Source organism: Pseudarthrobacter sp. L19 (genome assembly GCF_050859435.1).
GTDB lineage: Bacteria > Actinomycetota > Actinomycetes > Actinomycetales > Micrococcaceae > Arthrobacter.
The window spans coordinates 311,931-331,844 of sequence record NZ_CP193935.1; the positions used below are offsets into that span (position 1 = coordinate 311,931).

A 19,914-nucleotide genomic window follows, 5' to 3' on the forward strand; every position below is an offset into this window, starting at 1 on the left:
TCACCTAGGTATCCTATCCCGCGGTATCGCCACCCCCGACGGGGACCTGACCGGGGAACGGAGCGGGAACAGCCTGGGGAACGGCAAGGCCGGCCCCGGCTCTGTGCTGGACAGAGCCGGGGCCGGCCTTGACGGGATCCCGCTGTATTCGATCCTTTTGAATTCGATCGCGCGGTGGTCGGCAGCGCGGTCGGTTCTAGGCGGGGTGGTCTACGCGGTCAGGTTAGCGCGAGGCCGCCCAGCCGCAGCCCCACGGGCCGAGGCCGGCCTTGGCGTAGTAGGTGTTCGCGACGGCGATCTGCTGGGCCTTGCTGGCCTGGCTGGCGTTGGGAGCGTAAGCCCCGCCGCCGTTGGCGAGCCAGGACGGGATGTCGAACTGCAGGCCGCCGTAGTAGCCGTTGCCGGAGTTGATGGACCAGTTGCCGCCGGACTCGCACTGGGCGATCTTGTCCCACATGGCCTCGTTCATCATGGCCGGGGCGGCGGCACCGGTGTTGCCGGACGCGGCCGGGGCTGCGGCGGCCTGCGGCTTGGGCTTTTCCTTCGTTCCGACCGCGATCTTCTCGATGACCGGCTGGAGGGTGACGTTCTGCGAAACGAGGGTGCGCGAGGCTTCGCGGCCGTCAACCAGGATCAGCTTGAAGCTCTTGCTCATGCTGCCGTTGACGCCGGCCTGCAGGACCTTGGAATCGCCCTTGAACAGGGTGGCGTCGTCGGAGCTCAGGCTCTCGAACGGGATGGCCTCGGTGGTCTCGTCGGTCTTGGTGGTGTCCACCCGGGACACCTTGACCACCATGTCGTTGACGACGGGGGCGTTGGCCGGCTGGGAGAGACGGTCGCTGGCCCCGAGCTTGATACCGGCGCCGTTCAGCAGCTCACCGACGGTGGCGGCGGTGGTGGTGGTCTTGGTGGTCCTTGCCGTCGGCTACGAGGGTAACGGTCTTAGGCGTCGAGATGCTCACATAGGAACCGGAGACGGCCAGCTGGGCGTCCTTGGGGACGGAGACCTCCGAGGCCTTGGCGACGCCGAGCTCGGAGACCAGGCTCTCAACGGTGGGGGCGGTGGTGGTCACGGTCCGCTCGGCGCCGTCCACGCTGACCTTGACGGCCTTGGCGAGGTTGACGTTGATGACGGAGCCGTCCTGGACATGGGCGTCGGCGGCGGGCGTGACCTTGTCCGCGGACTGCAGTTCGACGTTGGCGGCCTTGACAACCTGGCCTACGGTGCCGCCGAAGGTCTGCACGGAGCTGACCTTGCCGTCAACGTTGAGCGTGACTGTCTTGTTGTTGCCGACGAATGCGACGAGGCCGAGCACGAGGGCCATGAGGACCACCAGCTGTGAACCGACCTTGACGACGCTGACCTTGCCGTCCGTTGTGAAGAACTTGACCACGATTGCCCGAATCTCTTGGACCATCCGGGCACGGGGAAAAGTGCACAGGCGTGTCCCGTCAAACACCCTCGAGGGCTGGTCCGGACCGGGTCCGGATGCTTGCGGAAAACGCGGGCACCGCCACACCACCAAACGAGAGCGCGCACGTGGATCAACCACTGGAGCGCGCGTCCGCAAGGAGTGAAATTATCCGAAGGCCTTCCCCGACCCCGGCTAATAGTTGACCACTGTAACCGGAGCGTTATAAAGCGGCCAAGAAATTATGCATACCGGGTATTCATGGGACGTCACATCGGAGAGCGTGAAAAACCCCGGCGTCAGTCCCAGGATCCGTATGCCCGCACGGTATTTTCGGCCAGTCCGGCGCAGAGTCCGGCGAGGTCCCGGCCTGTCAATTCGGCCATGCCGCGCACCGTGTACGGCACCATGTAACTGGCATTCGGCCGGCCCCGGTGCGGGTGTGGGGTGAGGAACGGAGCGTCGGTTTCGACCAGCAGCAACTCCGGTTCGGCGATGGCCAGCGCGCTGCGCAGATCGGCGGCGTTCTTGAAGGTCACCGTCCCGGCAAAGGACATGTACCAGCCCTCCCGGTTGCAGGTTTTCGCGAGCTCTTCGCCGCCGGAGAAACAGTGGAAGACCACCCGCTCGGGGGCGCCCTCCTCGCGCAGCACCTGCACGACGTCGTCGTGGGCGTCCCGGTCGTGGATCTGCAGGGTCAGGCCCAGCCGCTTGGCGATGTCGATGTGCCGGCGGAACGAGTAGCGCTGGTGGGCCAGGCCCTCCCCCTCTGTGCGGAAGAAGTCCAGGCCCGTCTCCCCGATGGCCCGGACCCGGGGGTGGGCGGCGAGCACCTCGATCTCGGCCAGCGCCTCCTCCAGCTCGCCGCGGGCGGCGTAGTCGGGCGCGTCATTGGGGTGCAGGGCGACGGCGCCAAGCAGCCGCGCGTCGAGGTCGACGGCCTCGACGGTGAAGCGGGAGGACTCCAGGTCGCAGCCGACCTGGATGGCGCCCTGCACGCCGACGGCGGCGGCGGCGTCGAGGGCGTCCTTGATGCCGACGGCGGGCCCGTCCGCGGACGAACCGGCGTCCGGAAAGTCCAGATGGGTGTGGTTGTCCATGACCGGGACCGGCAGCGGCTCCGGCGCCGGCGGGTAGGCCTTGCGACCGGAGGTACCGGCGCCCTCGTCACTGATCGCGCGGAAGGGGGCCGGGGCCTGGGAAGGGGAGGACATGCTTCCAGCCTAGCGGCGGCCCGGATCGGAGAATTACCGGAACTCTCTGTCTGCGCTGTGAGTTGTGTGAGTACGCTGATATCACACAGGCGGCCCACCGTGGTGCCCGGCAGCATCTGCCTGCCGCGGTGTTCCGGCCGCCCCAGGGCTGAAAGGCTGCCGATGGATTTCCACCGCCGCACCACCTTTGACGAGACCGTTGACGAGGCCATGGCCGCGCCGGAGCAGGCCGGGCATGTCACCGCCGCCCGCACCGGTCAGGAGCCGATGGATCCGGTGGAGTTCAGCCGGGCCTGCGAGCGGATCCTGGCCGGCATCAACACGGTCATCGACGGCAAGGCCGAGGCGGCGAAGCTGGCCCTGACGGTGCTCCTGGCCCAGGGCCACCTGCTCCTGGAGGACGTGCCCGGCGTCGGGAAGACCATGCTGGCCAAGACCCTGGCCCGCACCATCGACTGCACGGTCAGCCGGATCCAGTTCACCCCGGACCTCCTGCCCTCGGACGTGACCGGCGTGTCCGTGTACAACCAGGCGACGCGGATGTTCGAGTTCCGTCCCGGCGCGGTCTTCGCCAACATCGTGATCGGCGACGAGATCAACCGGGCCTCCGCGAAGACCCAGTCCGCCCTCCTCGAGTGCATGGAGGAGCACCAGGTCACCGTCGACGGGACCTCCTACCGGCTGGACGAGCCGTTCATGGTGGTGGCCACGCAGAACCCCATCGAGATGGAAGGCACCTACCCCCTGCCCGAGGCGCAGCGGGATCGGTTCATGGCCAGGATCTCGATGGGCTACCCGGACCGGGAGGCGGAGCTGGAGATGCTGGAGACGCACCAGTCCGCCTCGCCGCTGGCCACCGTGTCCGCCGTCGTCACCGCCGCCCAGGTGGCCGCCATGATCGCCACGGTCCAGCAGGTCTACGTCTCCCGCGCGGTCAAGGAGTACACGGTGGCGCTCGGCCGCGCCACGCGGGAGAGCCCTCTGCTGCGGCTCGGCGCTAGCCCCCGGTCCATGCTGCAGCTGCTGCGCGCGGCAAAGGCCACTGCGGCGCTGGAGGGCCGGGACTTCGTCCTGCCCGACGACGTCGTCGCCGTCGCAGAGCCGGTGCTGGCGCACCGCATCATCCTGGACCGGAAGGCCGCCGGCGCCGGCGAGACTCCGCAGTCGGTCATCCGCTCCATCCTGGCCAAGGTTCCGGTGGGCGACGGGGCCGCCGGTCCGCCCGCGAGCCGGCGCCGCTAGGACCCGGCCGCCATGGGGGTATGGGACCGGATCCCGAAGCAGATCTTCAGCACCCGCGGCTGGGGGCTGCTGGCCGCCGGGGTGCTCTGCCTGCTGGCCGCCCAGGTGCTGGGCCGGCGGGACCTGCTCTCCCTGGCCCTGCTGCTGCTGATCCTGCCGCTGCTCTCCCTGGCCGGCACCCGGGTGCTGAAGCCGCGGTTCAGCGTTTACCGGGAGTTTGACCCGTCCCCGGTCCAGACGTCCGCCGCCGTCACGGTCCGGCTGGCGGTGGCCCGCACCGGACCGGGCACGGGGCACGCCCTGATGGAGGAACAGCTCCCGCCCAGGTTCGGCCAGTCCCCGGTGTTCCGCTTTCCGGCCCGCAGCGCCACGGCCGGCAGCAGCCGCTACGAATACCAGCTGCGCAGCGCCACGCGCGGGCAGTTCGTGATCGGCCCGGTCACCGCCGAGTTCAGCGACCCCTTCGGGCTCTCGGTCCACCGGCACGCGATCGACGCCGGCGACGTCCTCACGGTCACGCCCGCCCCGGTCTATCTGCCGCCCACCTCGCTCGCCGGCGCGCGGGGCCACGACGGCGTCACCGCCACCCGGAGCCGGGCCAACCCCAGCGACGACGACGTCATGACCCGCGAGTACCGGCACGGCGACCCGATGCGCAGGGTGCACTGGGCCGCCACCGCCCGGCACGGGGAGCTGATGGTCCGCCAGGAGGAGTCGGTCACCACCCCGGAGGCGACCGTGATCCTGGACCACCGCTATCTGGCCCACTCCCACGGCACCGGTTACGCCGGCCCCGCGGACGGGCTGGAGCCGGTGAGCAGCGACTCGTTCGAATGGGCCGTGACGGCCGCGATGTCCGTCTGCGCCCACCTCGGCGAGCGCAGCTACGCGCTGCGCTGCCTCGACCCTTCCGGCGAGCCCGCCTTCCTCCACTCCCCTTCCGCCCCGGAACCGCACACCGAGGAGTTCCTGGGCGCGGCCGGGCTGCAGTCCATCGCCGAGAGCCTGGCCGCGATCGGGCTCACCGGCCCCCGGCATCCCGGCGGGGACGCCGGGCCCCGGCCCTTTGATGACCGGCTGCTGGACAAGCTCTCCGCTCACCGCCTACGCGGTCCCGTCCTGGCCATCCTGGGCCGGCTCACCCCGGCCGAGGCCCGGGACCTGGCGCCGGCGGCCGCGTTCGGCGCCAACGCCTTCGCCCTCGTGGCCGCCGGGCGCGGGGCGGAGACGGAGGAGGCGCTGGCGGTACTGCGCCGCGGCGGCTGGCGGGCGGTGGCGGTCTCCCCGCCACAGCCCTGCCCGCGGCGTGGTCCGCGTTCGACGACGACGGCGCCGCCCCGGAGGCGACGGCCGCCGACGCCCGCCGCGGCGCGGGGGCCCGGCGATGACGCTGACGGATAAGCCGGCCCGGGGCGGCGCGGGGACCGGCCCCACCGGAGACGGTCCCGACGCCGGCCGCGACGGCGCCGGTCGTGGCGAAACAGGCGGCACTCCGGGCGGGCCTGCCGGCCGCATCCGCGGCGCCGGCCTGGAACCGTGGGCCATGGCGCTCTCCGTCGCCGTGGCGCTGGCCGGGGCGGCCCTGGGCATGAACGGCGTGCTGCGCGGCTGGGCCTGGTACCCGCCCGTGCTGACCACCGTCTTCACCGTCGCCCTCGCCACCGCCGCGCTACGTTCGCTCCGGCTGCCGGGGGTGGTGGTCAGCCTGGGCGGCTTCTTGTCCCTCGCGGCTGTCCTGACCAGCACGTTCTTCCGCCCGTCCAGCATCGCCGGGGTCATCCCCACGGCCGAGACGCTGGGACAGCTGCAGGCCTACCTGCGCCGCGCCAACGAGACGATCCTTGGCGAGAGCACCCCGGTGGCGCCGAACGCGGGCATCGTGCTGCTGATCTGCGGGGTGCTGGGGCTCCTGGTGGTCCTGGTGGATACCCTCTGCGGCCCGCTGGCGCTGCCCGCCACCAGCGGGCTGGGCATCCTGGCGGTCCTGGCGGTCCCCGCCCTGGTCAAGCCGCAGAGCGTGGGCTGGCCGGCGTTCGCCGCCGCGGCCGCCGGCTACCTGATGATCCTGGCCTGCAGCCACTGGTTCCACCCCGGCTCGGGCCTGCGCGGGGATACCGCGCGGACCCCCGGGCAGCTCCGCCGCGCGGGTGTCCTGGGGGCGATGGCGCTGGCCCTGACGCTGCTGGTGCAGGCGGTGCTGCCGGGCTTCGACCAGGGTGCCTTCCCGCAGGGCTCCCGGCTCGCCCCCTGGGGCGGCGCCACCGGCCTGAACCCCATGATCAGCCTGGGCAACAGCCTCCGGAGCCCCTCCGGCGTCGGCCGGATCACCTATGCCAGCAACGCCGGCTCCGCACCCTATCTCCGCTCGGTCACAGTGGACAGTTTCGACGGCGATTCCTGGTCTCCGGATGACCGGGACGCCACCCGCAGGCCGGGCACCGGTTCGATCGATCCGGGGACCGACGTCACCGCCGACGAGCAGGTCCGGACCGTCACCGCGGTCAACACCGGGCAGTTCACCAGCCCGTACCTGCCGGTCCCGTACGCCCCGGCCTCCGTCAGCGGCCTCACCGGCCGGTGGAGCTGGGATCCGGCGACGCTCAGCATCAAGGGCATCGACGTGAACTCCCGCGACCAGCAGTACGTCGTGGCGTCCGTGGCGCCGAAGCTGACCCCGGCCGTCCTGGACCGGGCCACCGAGCAGCCCCGCGGCCTGCCGGACCTCTTCACCCGGGTTCCGGGCAACGTCCCGGCGATCGTGCGGCAGACGGCGGACACGGTCACCGCCGGGGCCGGCACCGAGTACGCCAAGGCGATGGCCATCCAGGCCTACCTGCGCTCCCCGGCGTTCACCTACTCGCTGCAGGCGCCGGTCCAGAACGGGTACGACGGCAACGGGCTCTCCGTGCTGGCCGACTTCCTGGACCAGAAGAGCGGCTACTGTATCCACTTCTCCTCGGCGATGGCCGTGATGGCCCGGCTGGAGGGGATCCCCAGCCGGATCGCCGTCGGGTACGCCCCGGGCCGGCCCACCGGTTCGACGGTGTCGCTCGGCGGGCTGGGGGCGCTGCCGGAGTACGAGGTGGATGCCCGCGATGCCCATGCCTGGCCCGAGCTGTACTTCCAGGGACTGGGCTGGGTGCCGTTCGAACCCACGCCCTCCCGCGGCGTCGTCCCGGGCTATGCGACCGAGGCGGCGGCCCCGAGCGGGGCGAGCACCAACGAGAACAACGACGGGCTGATTCCCTCGGCCGATCCCAAGCCCACGACGTCGGCGGCGCCCCTCCCGGTGCCTGTTCCCGCCGCGGCCGGCGGAACCGCCACGGGCCCGGAGATCCCCTGGCCGCTGCTCTACGGCGCCGGGGGCGTGCTGCTGGCGGCGCTGCTGCTGGCCACGCCCGCCCTGGCCCGTTCCGGGTTGCGGCGGCGGCGGTTGCGGGCCGCGGCGGAGGATCCGGCGGCCGCCGCCGGGCCGGCCTGGGCGGAACTGCGCGACCTCGCCGCTGACTACGGCCTGCCGCCGCGCGGGAGCGATTCGCCGCGGCTGTTCGCAGCCCGGCTGCTGGGCTCTTCCCTGCTGGGAGTCCCGGACGGGGCGGACGCACCGGCCCGGGACGCGGTGGAGACCCTGACTGCGGAGCGCGAACGGCAACGCTACGGCCGCCCCGGGGTCGAGGGGCGGTCAACGGGTGCGGACGGGGGCGGGTCCGGAAGTGCGTCCGGGGGTGACACGGCGGAGCGGATCGCCCTGATCCGCGGCAGCCTGCAGGCCAATGCCCGCTGGGCGGCCCGGCTGCGCGCCGGGTGGCTGCCGCCGTCGCTGTTCACCCGCTGGCGCAACGCCCTCACGCGCCCCCTGCGCCGCCTGCCGCGGCCGGCCCCGGACAACAGAGCCGCCCGAGACAACCGGGCCACCCCGCAAACGCCGAACGGCGCCGCGGAGACCCGTTCAGGGTTCCGCGGCGCCGTCCGGAGGCTTCGCCGGAACTAGCCGGCGTAGGGGTCGGCGATGCCGATGTACTGGGTGTAGAGGTACTCCTCGATGCCTTCCAGGCCGCCCTCGCGGCCCAGGCCGGACTGCTTCACGCCGCCGAACGGGGCGGAGGCGTTGGAGACGACGCCTGCGTTCAGGCCCAGCATGCCGGTCTCAAGGCGTTCGCCCATCCGGATGCCCCGGTTGAGGTCCTTGGTGAAGACGTAGGCCACCAGGCCGTACTCGGTGTTGTTGGCGAGCCGGACAGCCTCGTCCTCGGTGTCGAAGGTGATGATCGGGGCGACCGGCCCGAAGATCTCCTCGTTCAGGATGCGGGTGCCCTCGGTGACGCCCTTGAGGATGGTGGGCTGGTAGAAGTAGCCCGGACCCTCGACGGCGGCGCCGCCGATGACGGTCTCGGCGCCGGCCGCAACGGCGTCGGCGACCAGGTCGTGGACCTTGTCGCGGCTCTTCGCGTCGATCAGCGGGCCCACCTTGGACTCCGGCTCGGTGCCGCGCGCCGGGGTCATTTCCTTCATCTTGGCGGCGAACTTCTCGGCGAACTCGTCGGCGACGGACTCGTGCACGATGAAGCGGTTGGCCGCGGTGCAGGCCTCGCCCATGTTCCGCAGCTTGGCAAGCATGGCGCCGGTGACGGCGGCGTCGATGTCGGCGTCCTCGAAGACCAGGAACGGGGCGTTGCCGCCGAGCTCCATGGAGGTCCGGAGCACGTTCTCGGAGGCGTCGGCCAGGAGCCGGCGGCCCACCTCGGTGGAGCCGGTGAAGGAGAGCTTCCGGAGCCGGGAGTCCTTGATCAGCGGGCCGGTGGTGGCACCGGCGGTGGAGGTGGGGATGACGTTGAGGACGCCGGCGGGCAGGCCGGCCTCCATCATGACGGCGGCGAACAGCTGCGAGGTCAGCGGGGTCAGGTTCGCGGACTTCAGCACCATGGTGCAGCCGGCGGCAACGGCGGGGGCGATCTTGCGGGTGGCCATGGCCAGCGGGAAGTTCCACGGGGTGATCAGCAGGCAGGGGCCCACCGGCTTCTTCGCCACGAGCAGGCGGGACTTGCCGTCCGGGGACACCGAGTAGCGGCCGAAGGCGCGGACGGCTTCCTCGGAGAACCAGCGGAGGAACTCCGAGCCGTAGGTGACCTCACCGCGGGCCTCGGCCAGCGGCTTGCCCATTTCCAGGGTCATCAGCAGGGCGAAGTCCTCGGCCCGCTCGGTGACCATGTCGAAGGCCCGGCGGAGGATCTCGCCACGCTCACGCGGCGGGACCTTGGCCCAGGACTCCTGCGCCGCGGCGGCGGCGTCCAGGGCGGCGGCGCCGTCCTCGGGGCCGGCGTCGGCCAGGCTCAGCAGCACCTTGCCGGTGGCGGGGTCCTCGACGTCGAAGGTCTTGCCGGACGCGGCGGGACGCCACTGCCCGTCAATCAGCAGGCCGGTGGGCACGGAGGCCAGCAGCGCGGCCTCCCGCTCGGCGGTAACGGTGGGCTGGGCAGTTACAGTCACAATGACTCCCTCGTCGGCATTGGATGGAAAAGGTCGGATGGCGGGCCCGGGGACTGGCGTCGCACTGGTGGTTCCGTCAGGCCGGTGGGGCGGGCCCGCCGGCGGGTGCGGCCGGGCCGAACTACTGCCCACGGTACTGCCGGTTTCTCGGGGGTGTCTACGATTCTGCGCACTAGGAACCGGGCGGACCGCTGTGCAGCTGCACAAGGCGCGGCGGGCTGCCGCGTTGGCCTCAGCGGGCGGCCAGGACGGCGGCGTAGAGTTCGCGTTTGCTGACCCGGGTGTCCTCCGCGACCGCGGCCACGGCCTCCTTGAGCCGCATGCCCTGGGCGACCAGGGCGTTGACGTCCGCCACGTGGTCCTCCGGCTTTCCCGGCTCGCGTTTGGGGGCCCCGGCGACGACGACGGCGATCTCGCCGCGGATCTCCGAAGTCTCGGCCCAGCGCAGCAGCTCGCGCAGGTCCCCGCGGATGACCTCCTCGTAGGTCTTGGTCAGTTCGCGGCAGACGGCGGCCCGGCGGCCGGCGCCGAAGCGCTCGTGCAGGGCCCGAAGCATTGGCTCCAGCCGGTGCGGGGCCTCGAAGAACACCATGGTGCGGGACTCGTCGTCGAGCTCGGCGAGCCGGCCCGCCCGCTCCCCCGCCTTCCGCGGCAGGAAGCCCTCGAAGCAGAAGCGGTCGGTGGGCAGGCCGGAGAGGGCCAGGGCGGTCAGCACGGCGGAGGGGCCGGGAGCTGCGGTGACGGTGATGCCTTCCGCCACGGCCGCCTCGACCAGGCGGAAGCCCGGGTCCGAGACCGAGGGCATGCCGGCGTCGGTCACCATCACCAGGGTCTTGCCGGACCGGACCTGGTCCAGGAGTTCGCCGGTCTTGGCCGCCTCGTTGTGCTCGTGGTAGCTGATCACCCGCCCGGCCACCGTGATGCCAAGGCTCTGGACCAGGCGATGCAGGCGGCGGGTGTCCTCGGCCGCGACGATGTCCGCGGTCTCCAGCAGCCCGATCAGCCGCGCGGAGGCATCGCCGACGTTGCCGATCGGGGTGGCTGCGAGGACCACCCGGCCCTGGCCGGAGATGCTGCCGGAGAAGCTGCCGGAAGAGGCTCCGGCGGACGTGCCTGCGGGGGCGTCGGACTGGGGGCTGCTCGGCTCGGATTCCACAGCACCAGCCTACTGCCGCCCGGCGCGCGGGACCGACCCGGCCGGCTGCCGCCGGTAGCATGGGCTTCGTGACGCAGACCCCCATGCGGTCAGCCGGGGCCGCGCCGACCCCCGCCGACGCAAGCACGCAGCAGCCCGCCCCGTCCCGCCGACGTTCGGCCGGCACCGCCAGCGGCGGCCGGAACCTCGAGGGGCACCGCTGGATTGCCCGGCCGAAGGAGGCCTACACCCTCCTCGCCCTCACCCGGCGGCTGGTCGGGGACCTCGGCAGCTGGCGGGACTGCCCGCCGTCGTTGCGTCTCTGGTACTGGCTGATCCCCACCCTCACCGCGGTGCTGGGCGGCATCCTGCGCTTCGTCCGGCTGGACACCCCGCACAACCTGGTCTTCGACGAGACCTATTACGTCAAGGACGCATACTCCTACCTGGTCAGCGGGTACGAGCGGGCGTGGCCGGACAAGGCCAACGATTCCTTCATCGCCGGCAACCCGGGCATCCTTCTGGACAGCCCTGAGTACGTCGTGCACCCGCCGGTGGGCAAGTGGATGATCGCCGCGGGCATGTGGCTGTTCGGGCCGGAGAGTTCGTTCGGCTGGCGCTTCGGCGCGGCCCTGACCGGCACCCTCTCCATCCTGCTGCTCGCCCTGATCGCCCAGAAGCTGTTCCGCTCCATGACCCTGGGCGCGGTGGCCGGGCTGCTGCTGGCCGTGGACGGCCACCACCTGGTGATGTCCCGGACCTCCCTGTTGGACATCTTCCTGATGTTCTGGATCCTGGCGGCGTTCGGCGCGCTGCTGATGGACCGCGACGACGGCCGGCGCCGGCTCGCGGCACGTCTCGCCGCGCAGGCCTCCGCCTCGCAAGCATCCACCCTGCAGGCTGGTGTCCCCACGCGGCTGCAGCTGGCCGCCGGCCCCTGGCTCGGGGTGCGCTGGTGGCGGCTCGCCGCGGGAGTCTGCCTTGGCCTGGCCGTGGGCACGAAGTGGTCCGCACTGTTCTTCCTGGCCGGCTTCGGCCTCCTCACCGTGTTCTGGGACCTCAGTGCGCGCCGGATCGCCGGGGTGCACGGCTGGATTGCCGGCGGCATCCTCAAGGACGGCCTGCCGGCGTTCCTGGGCATCGTCCCGGTCGCCGGGCTGGTCTACCTGGCCACCTGGACCGGTTGGTTCCAGTCCAGCAACGCCTACTTCCGGCACTGGGCCGAGGCCAACCCGTCTGAGCAATGGGGCTGGATCCCTAACGCGCTGCGGTCCCTGGCGCATTACCACCTGGAGGCGTACAAGTTCCATCAGGGCCTCAGCGCGGACCACCCGTACAAGGCCAGCGCCTGGAGCTGGCTGGTGATGGGCCGGCCGACGTCGTTCTTCTACGAGTCCCCCAAGCAGGGCACCGGCGGCTGCGAGCTGCCCAGCTGCACCTCGGCCATCCTCTCGGTGGGCAACCCGCTGATCTGGTGGAGCGCCGCCGTCGCCCTCGGCGTATTGCTGTTCTGGTGGATCGGCCGCCGCGACTGGCGGGCCGGGGCGGTGCTGGCCGGCGTCGGCGCGGGCTACCTTCCCTGGTTCATGTACCCGGAGCGCACCACCTTCTTCTTCTACGCGGTCTCCTTCGAACCCTTCCTGGTCCTCGCCCTGGTCTACTGCCTGGGGCTGGTGCTGGGCCGCCGGACCGACCCGCTGTGGCGGCGGCGCTCCGGTCTGCTCGTGGTGGCCGTCTTCGTCGTCGGCGCGGTGCTGCTCTCGGCGTTCTTCTATCCGGTCTGGACGGCCGAAGTGATTTCCTACCAGGACTGGCGGGCCCGGATGTGGATGCCGTCCTGGATCTAGGGCAGGATTACTAGCGGACACCCGGTCACCGGCCGGCCGACCCGGAACGGGAGAGACGCGACGTGAGAGAAGCCAGCACCGGACTGCTTGTGGAGCTCGATCCGGACAGTAATGTCACGGACCTGCTGCTGGAACAGTACGCCGAGGACCCGGTCCGCGCCCTGTATGCCCGCAAGGGTCCCAACGGCTGGACGGACGTGCCGGCCCGGCAGTTCGTGGAGCAGGTCCGGTCCCTGGCCAAGGGGCTGATCGCCGGCGGCATCGTCCCAGGCGACACCGTGGCCGTCATGTCCGCCACCCGCTACGAATGGACCGTGGTGGACTTCGCCATCTGGTTCGCCGGCGGCGTGACCGTGCCGATCTACGAAACCTCCTCCGCCAGCCAGGTCGAATGGATCCTGCACGACTCCGGCGCCCGCCGCGTCTTCGTCGAGGACCAGGCCAAGGCGGACCTGGTCCAGGGCGTCCTGGACTCCTCGGCCCTGCTCGCCGAGCGCGTCCTCGGCGTGGTCAGGATGGACTTCGACGGCGCCGCCCCCAACCTGGCCAGCCTGGCCGCCGCCGGCACCGGCGTCACCGACGCCGAGCTGGAGCGGCACCGGTCCGCGGCGAGCCTGGACGACGTCGCCTCCCTGGTCTACACCTCCGGCACCACGGGCCGGCCGAAGGGCTGCGAGATCACACACGGCAACTTCGCGACCGTGGCCAAGAACATCGTCCTGTTCCTGCCCGAGATCCTGCTGAGCCCCTCCAACCGGACGCTGATGTTCCTGCCGCTGGCGCACGTGCTGGCCCGCGCCGTGCAGGTGGTCTGCCTGGCCGCCGGCACCACCCTGGGCCACACCGGTAGCGCCAAGGAACTCCTCGAGGACCTGGGCACCTTCAAGCCCACATTCCTGCTGGTGGTGCCGCGGATCTTCGAAAAGGTTTACGCCGGCGCCTCGCACAAGGCCGCTGAGGCGGGTAAGGGCAAGCTGTTCGACGCCGCCGCCGCCACCGCCGTCGAATACTCCCGGGCGCTCGACGCCGAGGCCTGCGGCGCGGGCCGCGGGCCCGGCCTGCTGCTGCGCGCCCGGCACGGGCTCTTCGACAAGGTGTTCTACCCCCGGCTGCGGCAAGCGTTCGGCGGCCAGCTGGGCTACACCGTCTCCGGCGCCAGCCCGCTGAGCGCCAACGACGCGCACTTCTTCCGCGGCGCCGGGATCCCGGTGCTGGAGGGCTACGGCCTGACCGAGACGACGGCCCCGTGCACGGCCAACACCCCGTCCCGGACCAAGGTGGGAACCGTGGGCATCCCGATCCCCGGCACCACCATCCGGATCGCCGACGACGGCGAGATCCTGGTCAAGGGCATCGGCGTCTTCAAGGGTTACCACGCGAACGAGACGGCCAATGCCGAGGCCTTCACCGACGGGTTCTTCCGCACCGGCGACCTCGGCGCCCTGGACGAGGACGGCTTCCTGACCATCACCGGCCGCAAGAAGGACCTGCTGGTCACCGCCGGCGGCAAGAACGTGGCTCCCGGGCCGATGGAGGAGAAGATCCGCGAGCACCAGCTGGTGGCCCAGGCCGTGGTGGTGGGCGACGGGCGGCCGTTCGTCTCCGCGCTGATCAACCTGGACCCCGAGGGCCTGGAGAACTGGTGCGCGGCGCAGCGCATCCCCGTCATGGGCGCCGCGGAGGCGGCCTCCTCCGAGCTGGTCAGGGAGGCCCTGCAGGCCGCCGTCGACGACGCGAACCGGCTGGTCTCCAAGGCCGAGTCGATCCGCAGCTTCGTGGTCCTGGACGCCGACTTCACGGTCGAGTCGGGCCACCTGACCCCGTCACTGAAACTGAAGCGCGCCGCCGTCGTCCGCGACTACGAGGAGCACATCGACCGCATCTACGGCTAAAGCCTGCGCCGGGGCCGGGCCCCGCCGCAGGCTGCGGCCGCGTGTGGCGGCCGCGAGGTTCTGACTACGACTGCGCGGGGCCGGCGGGGGCGCTTGCGCCCTTGGAGACCGATTCCGGGGCGGCGTCCGTAGCCGGTTCCGTCGCAGTGTCAGGCACAGCTTTGGCTTCTGCGGGCGCATCCGCGGCCGGGCGCCGCGGCGCTTGAAGCGGCGGCCCTTGAGCGCCGCCTCGGTGGATGTGTCGGCGTCGGCGGGACCGCCGGCGGCCGATGCGTCGCTGGCAACGGTGTCCTTCGCCTTCCCGGTCCGCGGCGGCAGGCCGCGGCGGCGGCGGGTGGGCCAGGTGAGGATGAGGGTCAGCAGCGAGGCCAGCAGTACCAGGGCGCCGATCGCGATCCCGGCGTCGCTCCAGAACTGGGCCGGGAAGAGCCGGATCAGGGTGTCCTGCAGCGAGAACGTCCAGGTGCCATTGGCGAAGAAGATCTGGTGGAACTCGGTGAAGAACTGTTCCCAGCCGAGCACCGCCAGGACGCCCAGGCCGATGATGATCACCAGGGTGGCGATGGAGCCGGCGAAGAGCCCGCGGCGGACACCGCCGGTGCTGCGGCGGCGCAGATACAGGATGGCGACCAGGCTGACGATGCCCAGCAGCGTCCCCGCCGCGAAGGAGGAGAGCATCACGGTCTTGACGTCCGCCATGTGGCTGACCTCGCCGGCCTTGAACAGCTTCTCGCCGCTGCGGTTCACCAGTTCGCCCAGGTAACGCGGGCCGGACCAGTTGCCCAGGTAGTCCACGGCGTAGGAGCCGTAGGTCATCCGGTCGTCGATGTTGAAGCCGTAGCCGTCGCCGGGGAAGCCTGGGCGGTTATATTCGGCCCAGAGGAACAGCGGGCTGGTCACGGCGCGGACGGCGAGGACCAGCAGGATGACCGGGAAGCAGACGGCCAGCAGTACCTGCATGACCCGGGGCGCCACGGGCTTGGCGTTGGCGGCCTGCTCGCGTTCGGCGTTGCGGCGCTCGACTTCTTCCTGGGGCGGGCGCACGTGCAGGGCCGAGGTGGGGAGCGCCTCATGGTAGGCCTCTTCCCCGGCGGGTCGGCCGCCTGCGGGGGCACCGCCGGCGCGCTCGTCGGTGCGGCGTTCGGCGGCGAGCCGTTCGGCGCGGCGGCCCTGGCGTTCACCGGGTTCTGCAACGGTGTCCTTGCCCGGGGCCGGCTTCGAGGCGGCGGCGCCGGAGGGCTTCATCCACTCGAAGACGGGCTCGTCCGTGTCCCCGGCGGGGTCCAGGTCGGGCTCCGGCCGGTTCGGAGGGGTGGCACTCTTCTCAGTCACTGCTGCTTCGCTTCCGTCGGATTCCGCGCGTCCGGGCGTCGAGCCGGGCCGCACCTCATATCTGTTCTCGAGCCTACCGTCAGGGTTTCGGCCCCGGGGAGGTGCCACCCCGGACCGTCACCGATTCGTGGCCAAACTCCCCGGACTCCCCTAGCGCTTGGCATACACGCTCCAGGGGATGTTCCAGTCGCCGAAGCCCTCGAGGGGCTCAACCGGCGGAGCGCCCGTGTTCAGGGTCTGAACCACGTCGCCGGGTTTCATCGTGGCGAAGAACCACGCGGCGTCCGCCGGCAGCAGCCCCACGCAGCCGTGCGAGACGTTCGCCCGGCCCACCGCGCCCCAGGCGGACTCGAGGGCCTGGTGGACGTACACGCCCGACGTCGTGAGCCGGTTGGCGTACTCGACTGTCAGGGGCGGGTAGTAGCCCTTGTCCCCCGGCTTGAGCCCGATGCTGCCGGCGTTGAACCGGGAGCTGCGCTCCTGCTCCATGATCACCGCGTACCCCGTCGGGGAGAGCCAGTCCTCCCCGCCGAGGGTGACCGGCGCGGTGCGGGCGAGGGCGCCGTCGATGTAGACGTTCATGGTTTTGGTGGTGTCGTCCACGACGGCGATCCGCTGCGGGCCCACCGTGTAGCCGATCCGGGTGTCCGCGTTGCCCACCATTCCGTTGCCGAAGTCCACCCCGAAGAGGCGCAGGTCCACGCTGACCGTGGCGTTGGCGGCCCAGAAGGTTTCCGGCCGGATCCGGGCGCGCCGGTCCGAGTACCAGCGCCAGGCCACGGGCTGGCCGGAGGATGCCGTGACCGTCACGGCCCGCTCCAGCGCCTCCTTGTTCTTCACCGGTTCGCTGAAGATGATCTCAAGCGGCTGGCCGGCGCCGAGGGTGCTGCCGGCGCGGGGGTAGACGGCGGCGTCGGCCTCGTTGGCGGCGGCCACCGTGGTGAACCGCTGCTCCCGGACGGTGGCCCGTCCGGCGCCGTCGACGATGCTGAAGCGGTACCGGTAGGCGGTATCAAAGTCGAGCGGCTGCTCCGCCGTCCAGGTGGAGCCGTCGGCGCTGAGGCTGCCGGGGACGGGGTCGCCACCGGCCTCGGGCCGCAGCGTCACCTCCAGCACCCGGCCGTTCACGGCCTTGACCGCGGGCAGCGAGGCCGGGTTGACGCCGGTGGCACCGTCCAGCGGTGTCACGCCGAGTTCCAGGGGCTGCAGCACGGGAACGGCGAGTCCGCTGACCGAGCGCATCGGTGCAGACGCCTCCGACGGCAGCTTTTCCTCGGCCCAGACCGGGGCGGTGGCGGACCCGATACCGGCCGCGGCCAGGAGGAGACAGATGACCGCGACGGCGGGCAGCCTGCTCCGGCGCTTTAGTTGGCGTACTGGGCCCATGGAATGTTCCAGTCGCCGTAGCCGTCGTCGAACGCGGCGAAGTCGCCCTCGGTGTTGACCACCTGGACCACGTCGCCGGCGGTCATGTTGTCGAAGACCCACTGGGCGCCGTCGGGTCCCAGCCCGATGCAGCCGTGCGAGAGGTTGGTCTTGCCGATGTAGGGCAACGCGGAGTCTGTGGCCTGGTGGATGAACTCGCCGCTGGGGGTCAGCCGGGTGGCAAAGTTGACGTCCAGTTCGCCGTAGTAGGCCGGGTCACCGGGCTTGAGGCCGATCGAGGCGGCGCTCATGTGCTCCACCCGGTACTTCTCCATCAGGACCAAGTAGCCGCGCGCCGAGGGGAACCGGGTGTCGCCCATGGTGGTGGGCCATTCGCCGACCTGCTGGTCGTTGATGAAGGCCTTGAAGGTGTGGGCGGTGGCGTCGGCGATCGCGGTCTTCTTGTCGCCGATGTGGATGGTGACCTTCTTGTTGAAGTTGCCGATCTGGCCCTTGCCGAGGTCGACGCCGAAGAGCTGCATGTCCATGGTGATGGTGCTGTTGGCGGCCCAGAAGTTCTCCGGCCGGTACCGGACCATGGTGTTGCTGAACCAGTGGAACTCCCCGGGCTGGCCGGAGGTGGAGGTGATCTTGATGGCCTTCTCGACGGCGTCGCGGTTCAGGACCGGTTCGCTGAAGGTGATCTGGATCGGCTGTGCGACGCCCACCTTCATTCCATCCAGCGGGTAGATCGCGGCGTCGGCCTCGTTGGCGGTGGAGACTGTGGTGAAGCTGCGGGTGGAGGTGGTGCTCCGGCCGGCGGCGTCGATGACCGTGTAGGTGTAGGTGTACCGGGAGTTGAACTTCAGCGGCCCGGACGCGGTCCAGCTGGACCCGTCGGCGCTGAGCGTGCCATCCACCGAGCCGCCGGATTCGCTGGTCAGGGAGGCCCGGTCGATCCGTCCGTTGCCGACCTTCAGGGTCACCGGCGAGGCGGGGTTCACGGCCGTGGCGGCATCCGCCGGGGCCGCGGTCAGCTGCACCGGCGGCAGCACCGGGTAGGCCAGTCCCGGGGTGGACCGCTCCGGCGAGGAAGCCTCGGAGGCAAAGGACGGGTGGGCCAGCGGCCCGGCCGCGGCGAAGACTCCTCCGCCGGCTCCCAGCACGCAGACAGCGGCCAGGACGATGGCCTTGCGGCGGGTGCTCCAGGTTTTTGAGACGGTCACGATACTCGGGTCCTTCCAGACGTCACCTTGCCAGCATAGGGGCAAACGGGCGCCGGACCGGGCCGGGGCGAGGCACGATACGGTCACAAAAAGGCCCCGGGCCCGCGGCGGGTGCCGTGGGTCCGGGGCCTTCCCGGGAGACTCAGGGGACGTTCCCAGGGAACTCCTAGTAGCGGTAGTGCTCCGGCTTGAACGGGCCGGCAACGTCGAGGCCGAGGTACTCCGCCTGTTCCTTGCTCAGCTCGGTCAGGGTGGCGCCGAGCGCGTCCAGGTGCAGCCGGGCGACTTTCTCGTCCAGGATCTTCGGCAGCACGTAGACCTGCTTCTCGTACTCCTTCTCACCCTCGGGCTGGCCGGCCTTGGTGAACAGTTCGATCTGCGCGATGGTCTGGTTCGCGAAGGAGTTGCTCATCACGAAGGACGGGTGGCCGGTGGCGTTGCCGAGGTTAAGCAGGCGGCCCTCGGAGAGGACGATGATCGACTTCTCCCCGTCGGTGCCCTCGTTGAAGACCCAGTCGTGGACCTGCGGCTTGATCTCGACCTTCTTGATGCCGTGGATCCGGGCCAGGCCGGCCATGTCGATCTCGTTGTCGAAGTGGCCGATGTTGCCCACGATCGCCTTGTCGCGCATGCCGGCCATGTGCTCGGCCAGGATGACGTCCTTGTTGCCGGTGGTGGTGATGAAGATGTGGCCCTCGGCGAGCACGCTCTCGAGCGTGGCCACCTGGTAGCCGTCCATGGCGGCCTGCAGCGCGCAGATCGGGTCGATCTCCGTGACGATCACGCGGGAGCCCTGGCCGCGGAACGCCTCGGCGGCGCCCTTGCCGACGTCGCCGTAGCCGCAGACGACGGCGACCTTGCCGCCCATCAGGACGTCGGTGGCGCGGTTGATGCCGTCGGGCAGGGAGTGGCGGATGCCGTACTTGTTGTCGAACTTGCTCTTGGTGACCGAGTCGTTGACGTTGATGGCCGGGAAGAGCAGCTTGCCCTGCTCGGCGAGCTGGTACAGGCGGTGGACGCCGGTGGTGGTCTCCTCGGTCACGCCCAGCAGGCGGGAGCCGATCCGGGTCCACTTCTGCGGGTCCTTTTCGAGCGAGGCGCGCAGGACGGACAGGAAGACCCGGCCCTCCTCGGACTCGTCGTCGCCGGCGGCCGGGACGGAGCCCAGGGCCTCGAACTCGGCACCCTTGTGCACCAGCATGGTGGCGTCGCCGCCGTCGTCGAGGATCATGTTCGGGCCCAGGTCCGGGTTGCTGTCCGCGCCGGGCCAGGTCAGGATCTGCTCGGCGGTCCACCAGTATTCCTCGAGCGTCTCGCCCTTCCAGGCGAAGACGGGGACGCCCTTCGGGTCCTCGACCGTGCCCTGGCCGACGACGACGGCCGCGGCGGCCTCGTTCTGGGTGGAGAAGATGTTGCAGGAGGCCCAGCGGACCTCGGCGCCCAGGGCCGTGAGGGTCTCGATCAGCACAGCGGTCTGCACCGTCATGTGCAGGGAGCCGGCGATCCGGGCGCCCTTGAGCGGCTGGCTGGGGCCGAATTCCTCGCGCAGGGCCATCAGGCCCGGCATCTCATGCTCGGCGAGGCGGATTTGGTGCCGGCCGGCCTCGGCCAGGGAGATATCGGCAATCTTGTAATCGAAGGTCATGAAAATCCTTTGGAGTAGCCGGGTTGGAAGCGTCGGGTTGAAAGCACGGGGCTGTCAGGGGTTCGGAGCCGCGGGCGGTTCCGATGGGAAGCGGGCCGGGCGCACCTCATTGGCGCC

Annotated in this window: 10 protein-coding genes and 3 pseudogenes; 5 read left to right on the forward strand and 8 right to left on the reverse strand. The window is 70.9% G+C overall.

The features are described from left to right. Positions 1 to 223: 223 nt before the first annotated feature. Together ACRQ5B_RS01400 and ACRQ5B_RS01405 are read right to left on the reverse strand one after the other, a co-directional pair. Positions 224 to 1,394 (reverse strand): annotated as a pseudogene (locus ACRQ5B_RS01400) (ubiquitin-like domain-containing protein). Positions 1,395 to 1,711: 317 nt separating this feature from the next. Continuing rightward, positions 1,712 to 2,626, reverse strand: coding sequence for a TatD family hydrolase (locus tag ACRQ5B_RS01405; protein ID WP_432396202.1), 915 nt, complete (start codon positions 2,624 to 2,626; stop codon positions 1,712 to 1,714). 162 nt (positions 2,627 to 2,788) lie between these two features. Between ACRQ5B_RS01405 and ACRQ5B_RS01410 the strand changes: the two genes are divergently transcribed. The 3 genes and pseudogenes from ACRQ5B_RS01410 to ACRQ5B_RS01420 all read left to right on the forward strand — a co-directional run bounded on the left by ACRQ5B_RS01410 (position 2,789) and on the right by ACRQ5B_RS01420 (position 7,859). Beyond that, positions 2,789 to 3,868, forward strand: a complete 1,080-nt coding sequence (locus ACRQ5B_RS01410; protein WP_432396206.1) for an AAA family ATPase — start codon at positions 2,789 to 2,791, stop codon at positions 3,866 to 3,868. Between the two features lie 12 nt (positions 3,869 to 3,880). After that, positions 3,881 to 5,256: pseudogene (locus ACRQ5B_RS01415) on the forward strand (DUF58 domain-containing protein). Next, positions 5,253 to 7,859, forward strand: coding sequence for a transglutaminaseTgpA domain-containing protein (locus ACRQ5B_RS01420; protein WP_432396209.1), 2,607 nt, complete (start codon positions 5,253 to 5,255; stop codon positions 7,857 to 7,859). Before ACRQ5B_RS01415 ends, ACRQ5B_RS01420 begins: the two are co-directional and overlap by 4 nt. On the opposite strand, the gene ACRQ5B_RS01425 is transcribed toward ACRQ5B_RS01420, so the two are convergent. Continuing rightward, complete coding sequence (locus tag ACRQ5B_RS01425; RefSeq protein WP_364136874.1) at positions 7,856 to 9,355, reverse strand: NAD-dependent succinate-semialdehyde dehydrogenase; 1,500 nt, start codon at positions 9,353 to 9,355, stop codon at positions 7,856 to 7,858. The two genes, ACRQ5B_RS01420 and ACRQ5B_RS01425, sit on opposite strands and share 4 nt — an antisense overlap. Positions 9,356 to 9,587: 232 nt before the next feature. Continuing rightward, the gene (gene rsmI / locus ACRQ5B_RS01430) at positions 9,588 to 10,427 is read right to left on the reverse strand and encodes a 16S rRNA (cytidine(1402)-2'-O)-methyltransferase (RefSeq protein ID WP_432398659.1); all 840 of its coding nucleotides are present in this window, start codon (positions 10,425 to 10,427) and stop codon (positions 9,588 to 9,590) included. A 143-nt stretch (positions 10,428 to 10,570) separates the two neighbouring features. On the opposite strand from rsmI, the gene ACRQ5B_RS01435 reads away from it, so the two are divergent. Continuing rightward, the gene (locus tag ACRQ5B_RS01435; protein ID WP_432396212.1) at positions 10,571 to 12,337 is read left to right on the forward strand and encodes a dolichyl-phosphate-mannose--protein mannosyltransferase; all 1,767 of its coding nucleotides are present in this window, start codon (positions 10,571 to 10,573) and stop codon (positions 12,335 to 12,337) included. 62 nt (positions 12,338 to 12,399) lie between these two features. Further along, positions 12,400 to 14,229 carry an AMP-dependent synthetase/ligase gene (locus tag ACRQ5B_RS01440; RefSeq protein WP_432396215.1) on the forward strand — a complete coding sequence of 610 codons (1,830 nt, stop codon included), beginning with the start codon at positions 12,400 to 12,402 and terminating at the stop codon, positions 14,227 to 14,229. 273 nt (positions 14,230 to 14,502) lie between these two features. Here ACRQ5B_RS01440 and ACRQ5B_RS01445 read toward each other — a convergent pair. From ACRQ5B_RS01445 to ahcY, 4 genes and pseudogenes are all read right to left on the reverse strand, one after another. Further along, positions 14,503 to 15,561 (reverse strand): annotated as a pseudogene (locus tag ACRQ5B_RS01445) (TIGR01906 family membrane protein); the annotation flags it as partial. A 150-nt stretch (positions 15,562 to 15,711) separates the two neighbouring features. After that, positions 15,712 to 16,947 carry an Ig-like domain-containing protein gene (locus ACRQ5B_RS01450; RefSeq protein WP_432396218.1) on the reverse strand — a complete coding sequence of 412 codons (1,236 nt, stop codon included), beginning with the start codon at positions 16,945 to 16,947 and terminating at the stop codon, positions 15,712 to 15,714. Beyond that, complete coding sequence (locus tag ACRQ5B_RS01455; protein ID WP_432396221.1) at positions 16,926 to 18,152, reverse strand: Ig-like domain-containing protein; 1,227 nt, start codon at positions 18,150 to 18,152, stop codon at positions 16,926 to 16,928. Before ACRQ5B_RS01455 ends, ACRQ5B_RS01450 begins: the two co-directional genes overlap by 22 nt. 166 nt (positions 18,153 to 18,318) lie before the next feature. Then, positions 18,319 to 19,797 (reverse strand): adenosylhomocysteinase, encoded by a 1,479-nt coding sequence (ahcY, locus tag ACRQ5B_RS01460; RefSeq protein WP_432396224.1) that lies wholly within the window; start codon positions 19,795 to 19,797, stop codon positions 18,319 to 18,321. Positions 19,798 to 19,914 lie beyond the last annotated feature (117 nt).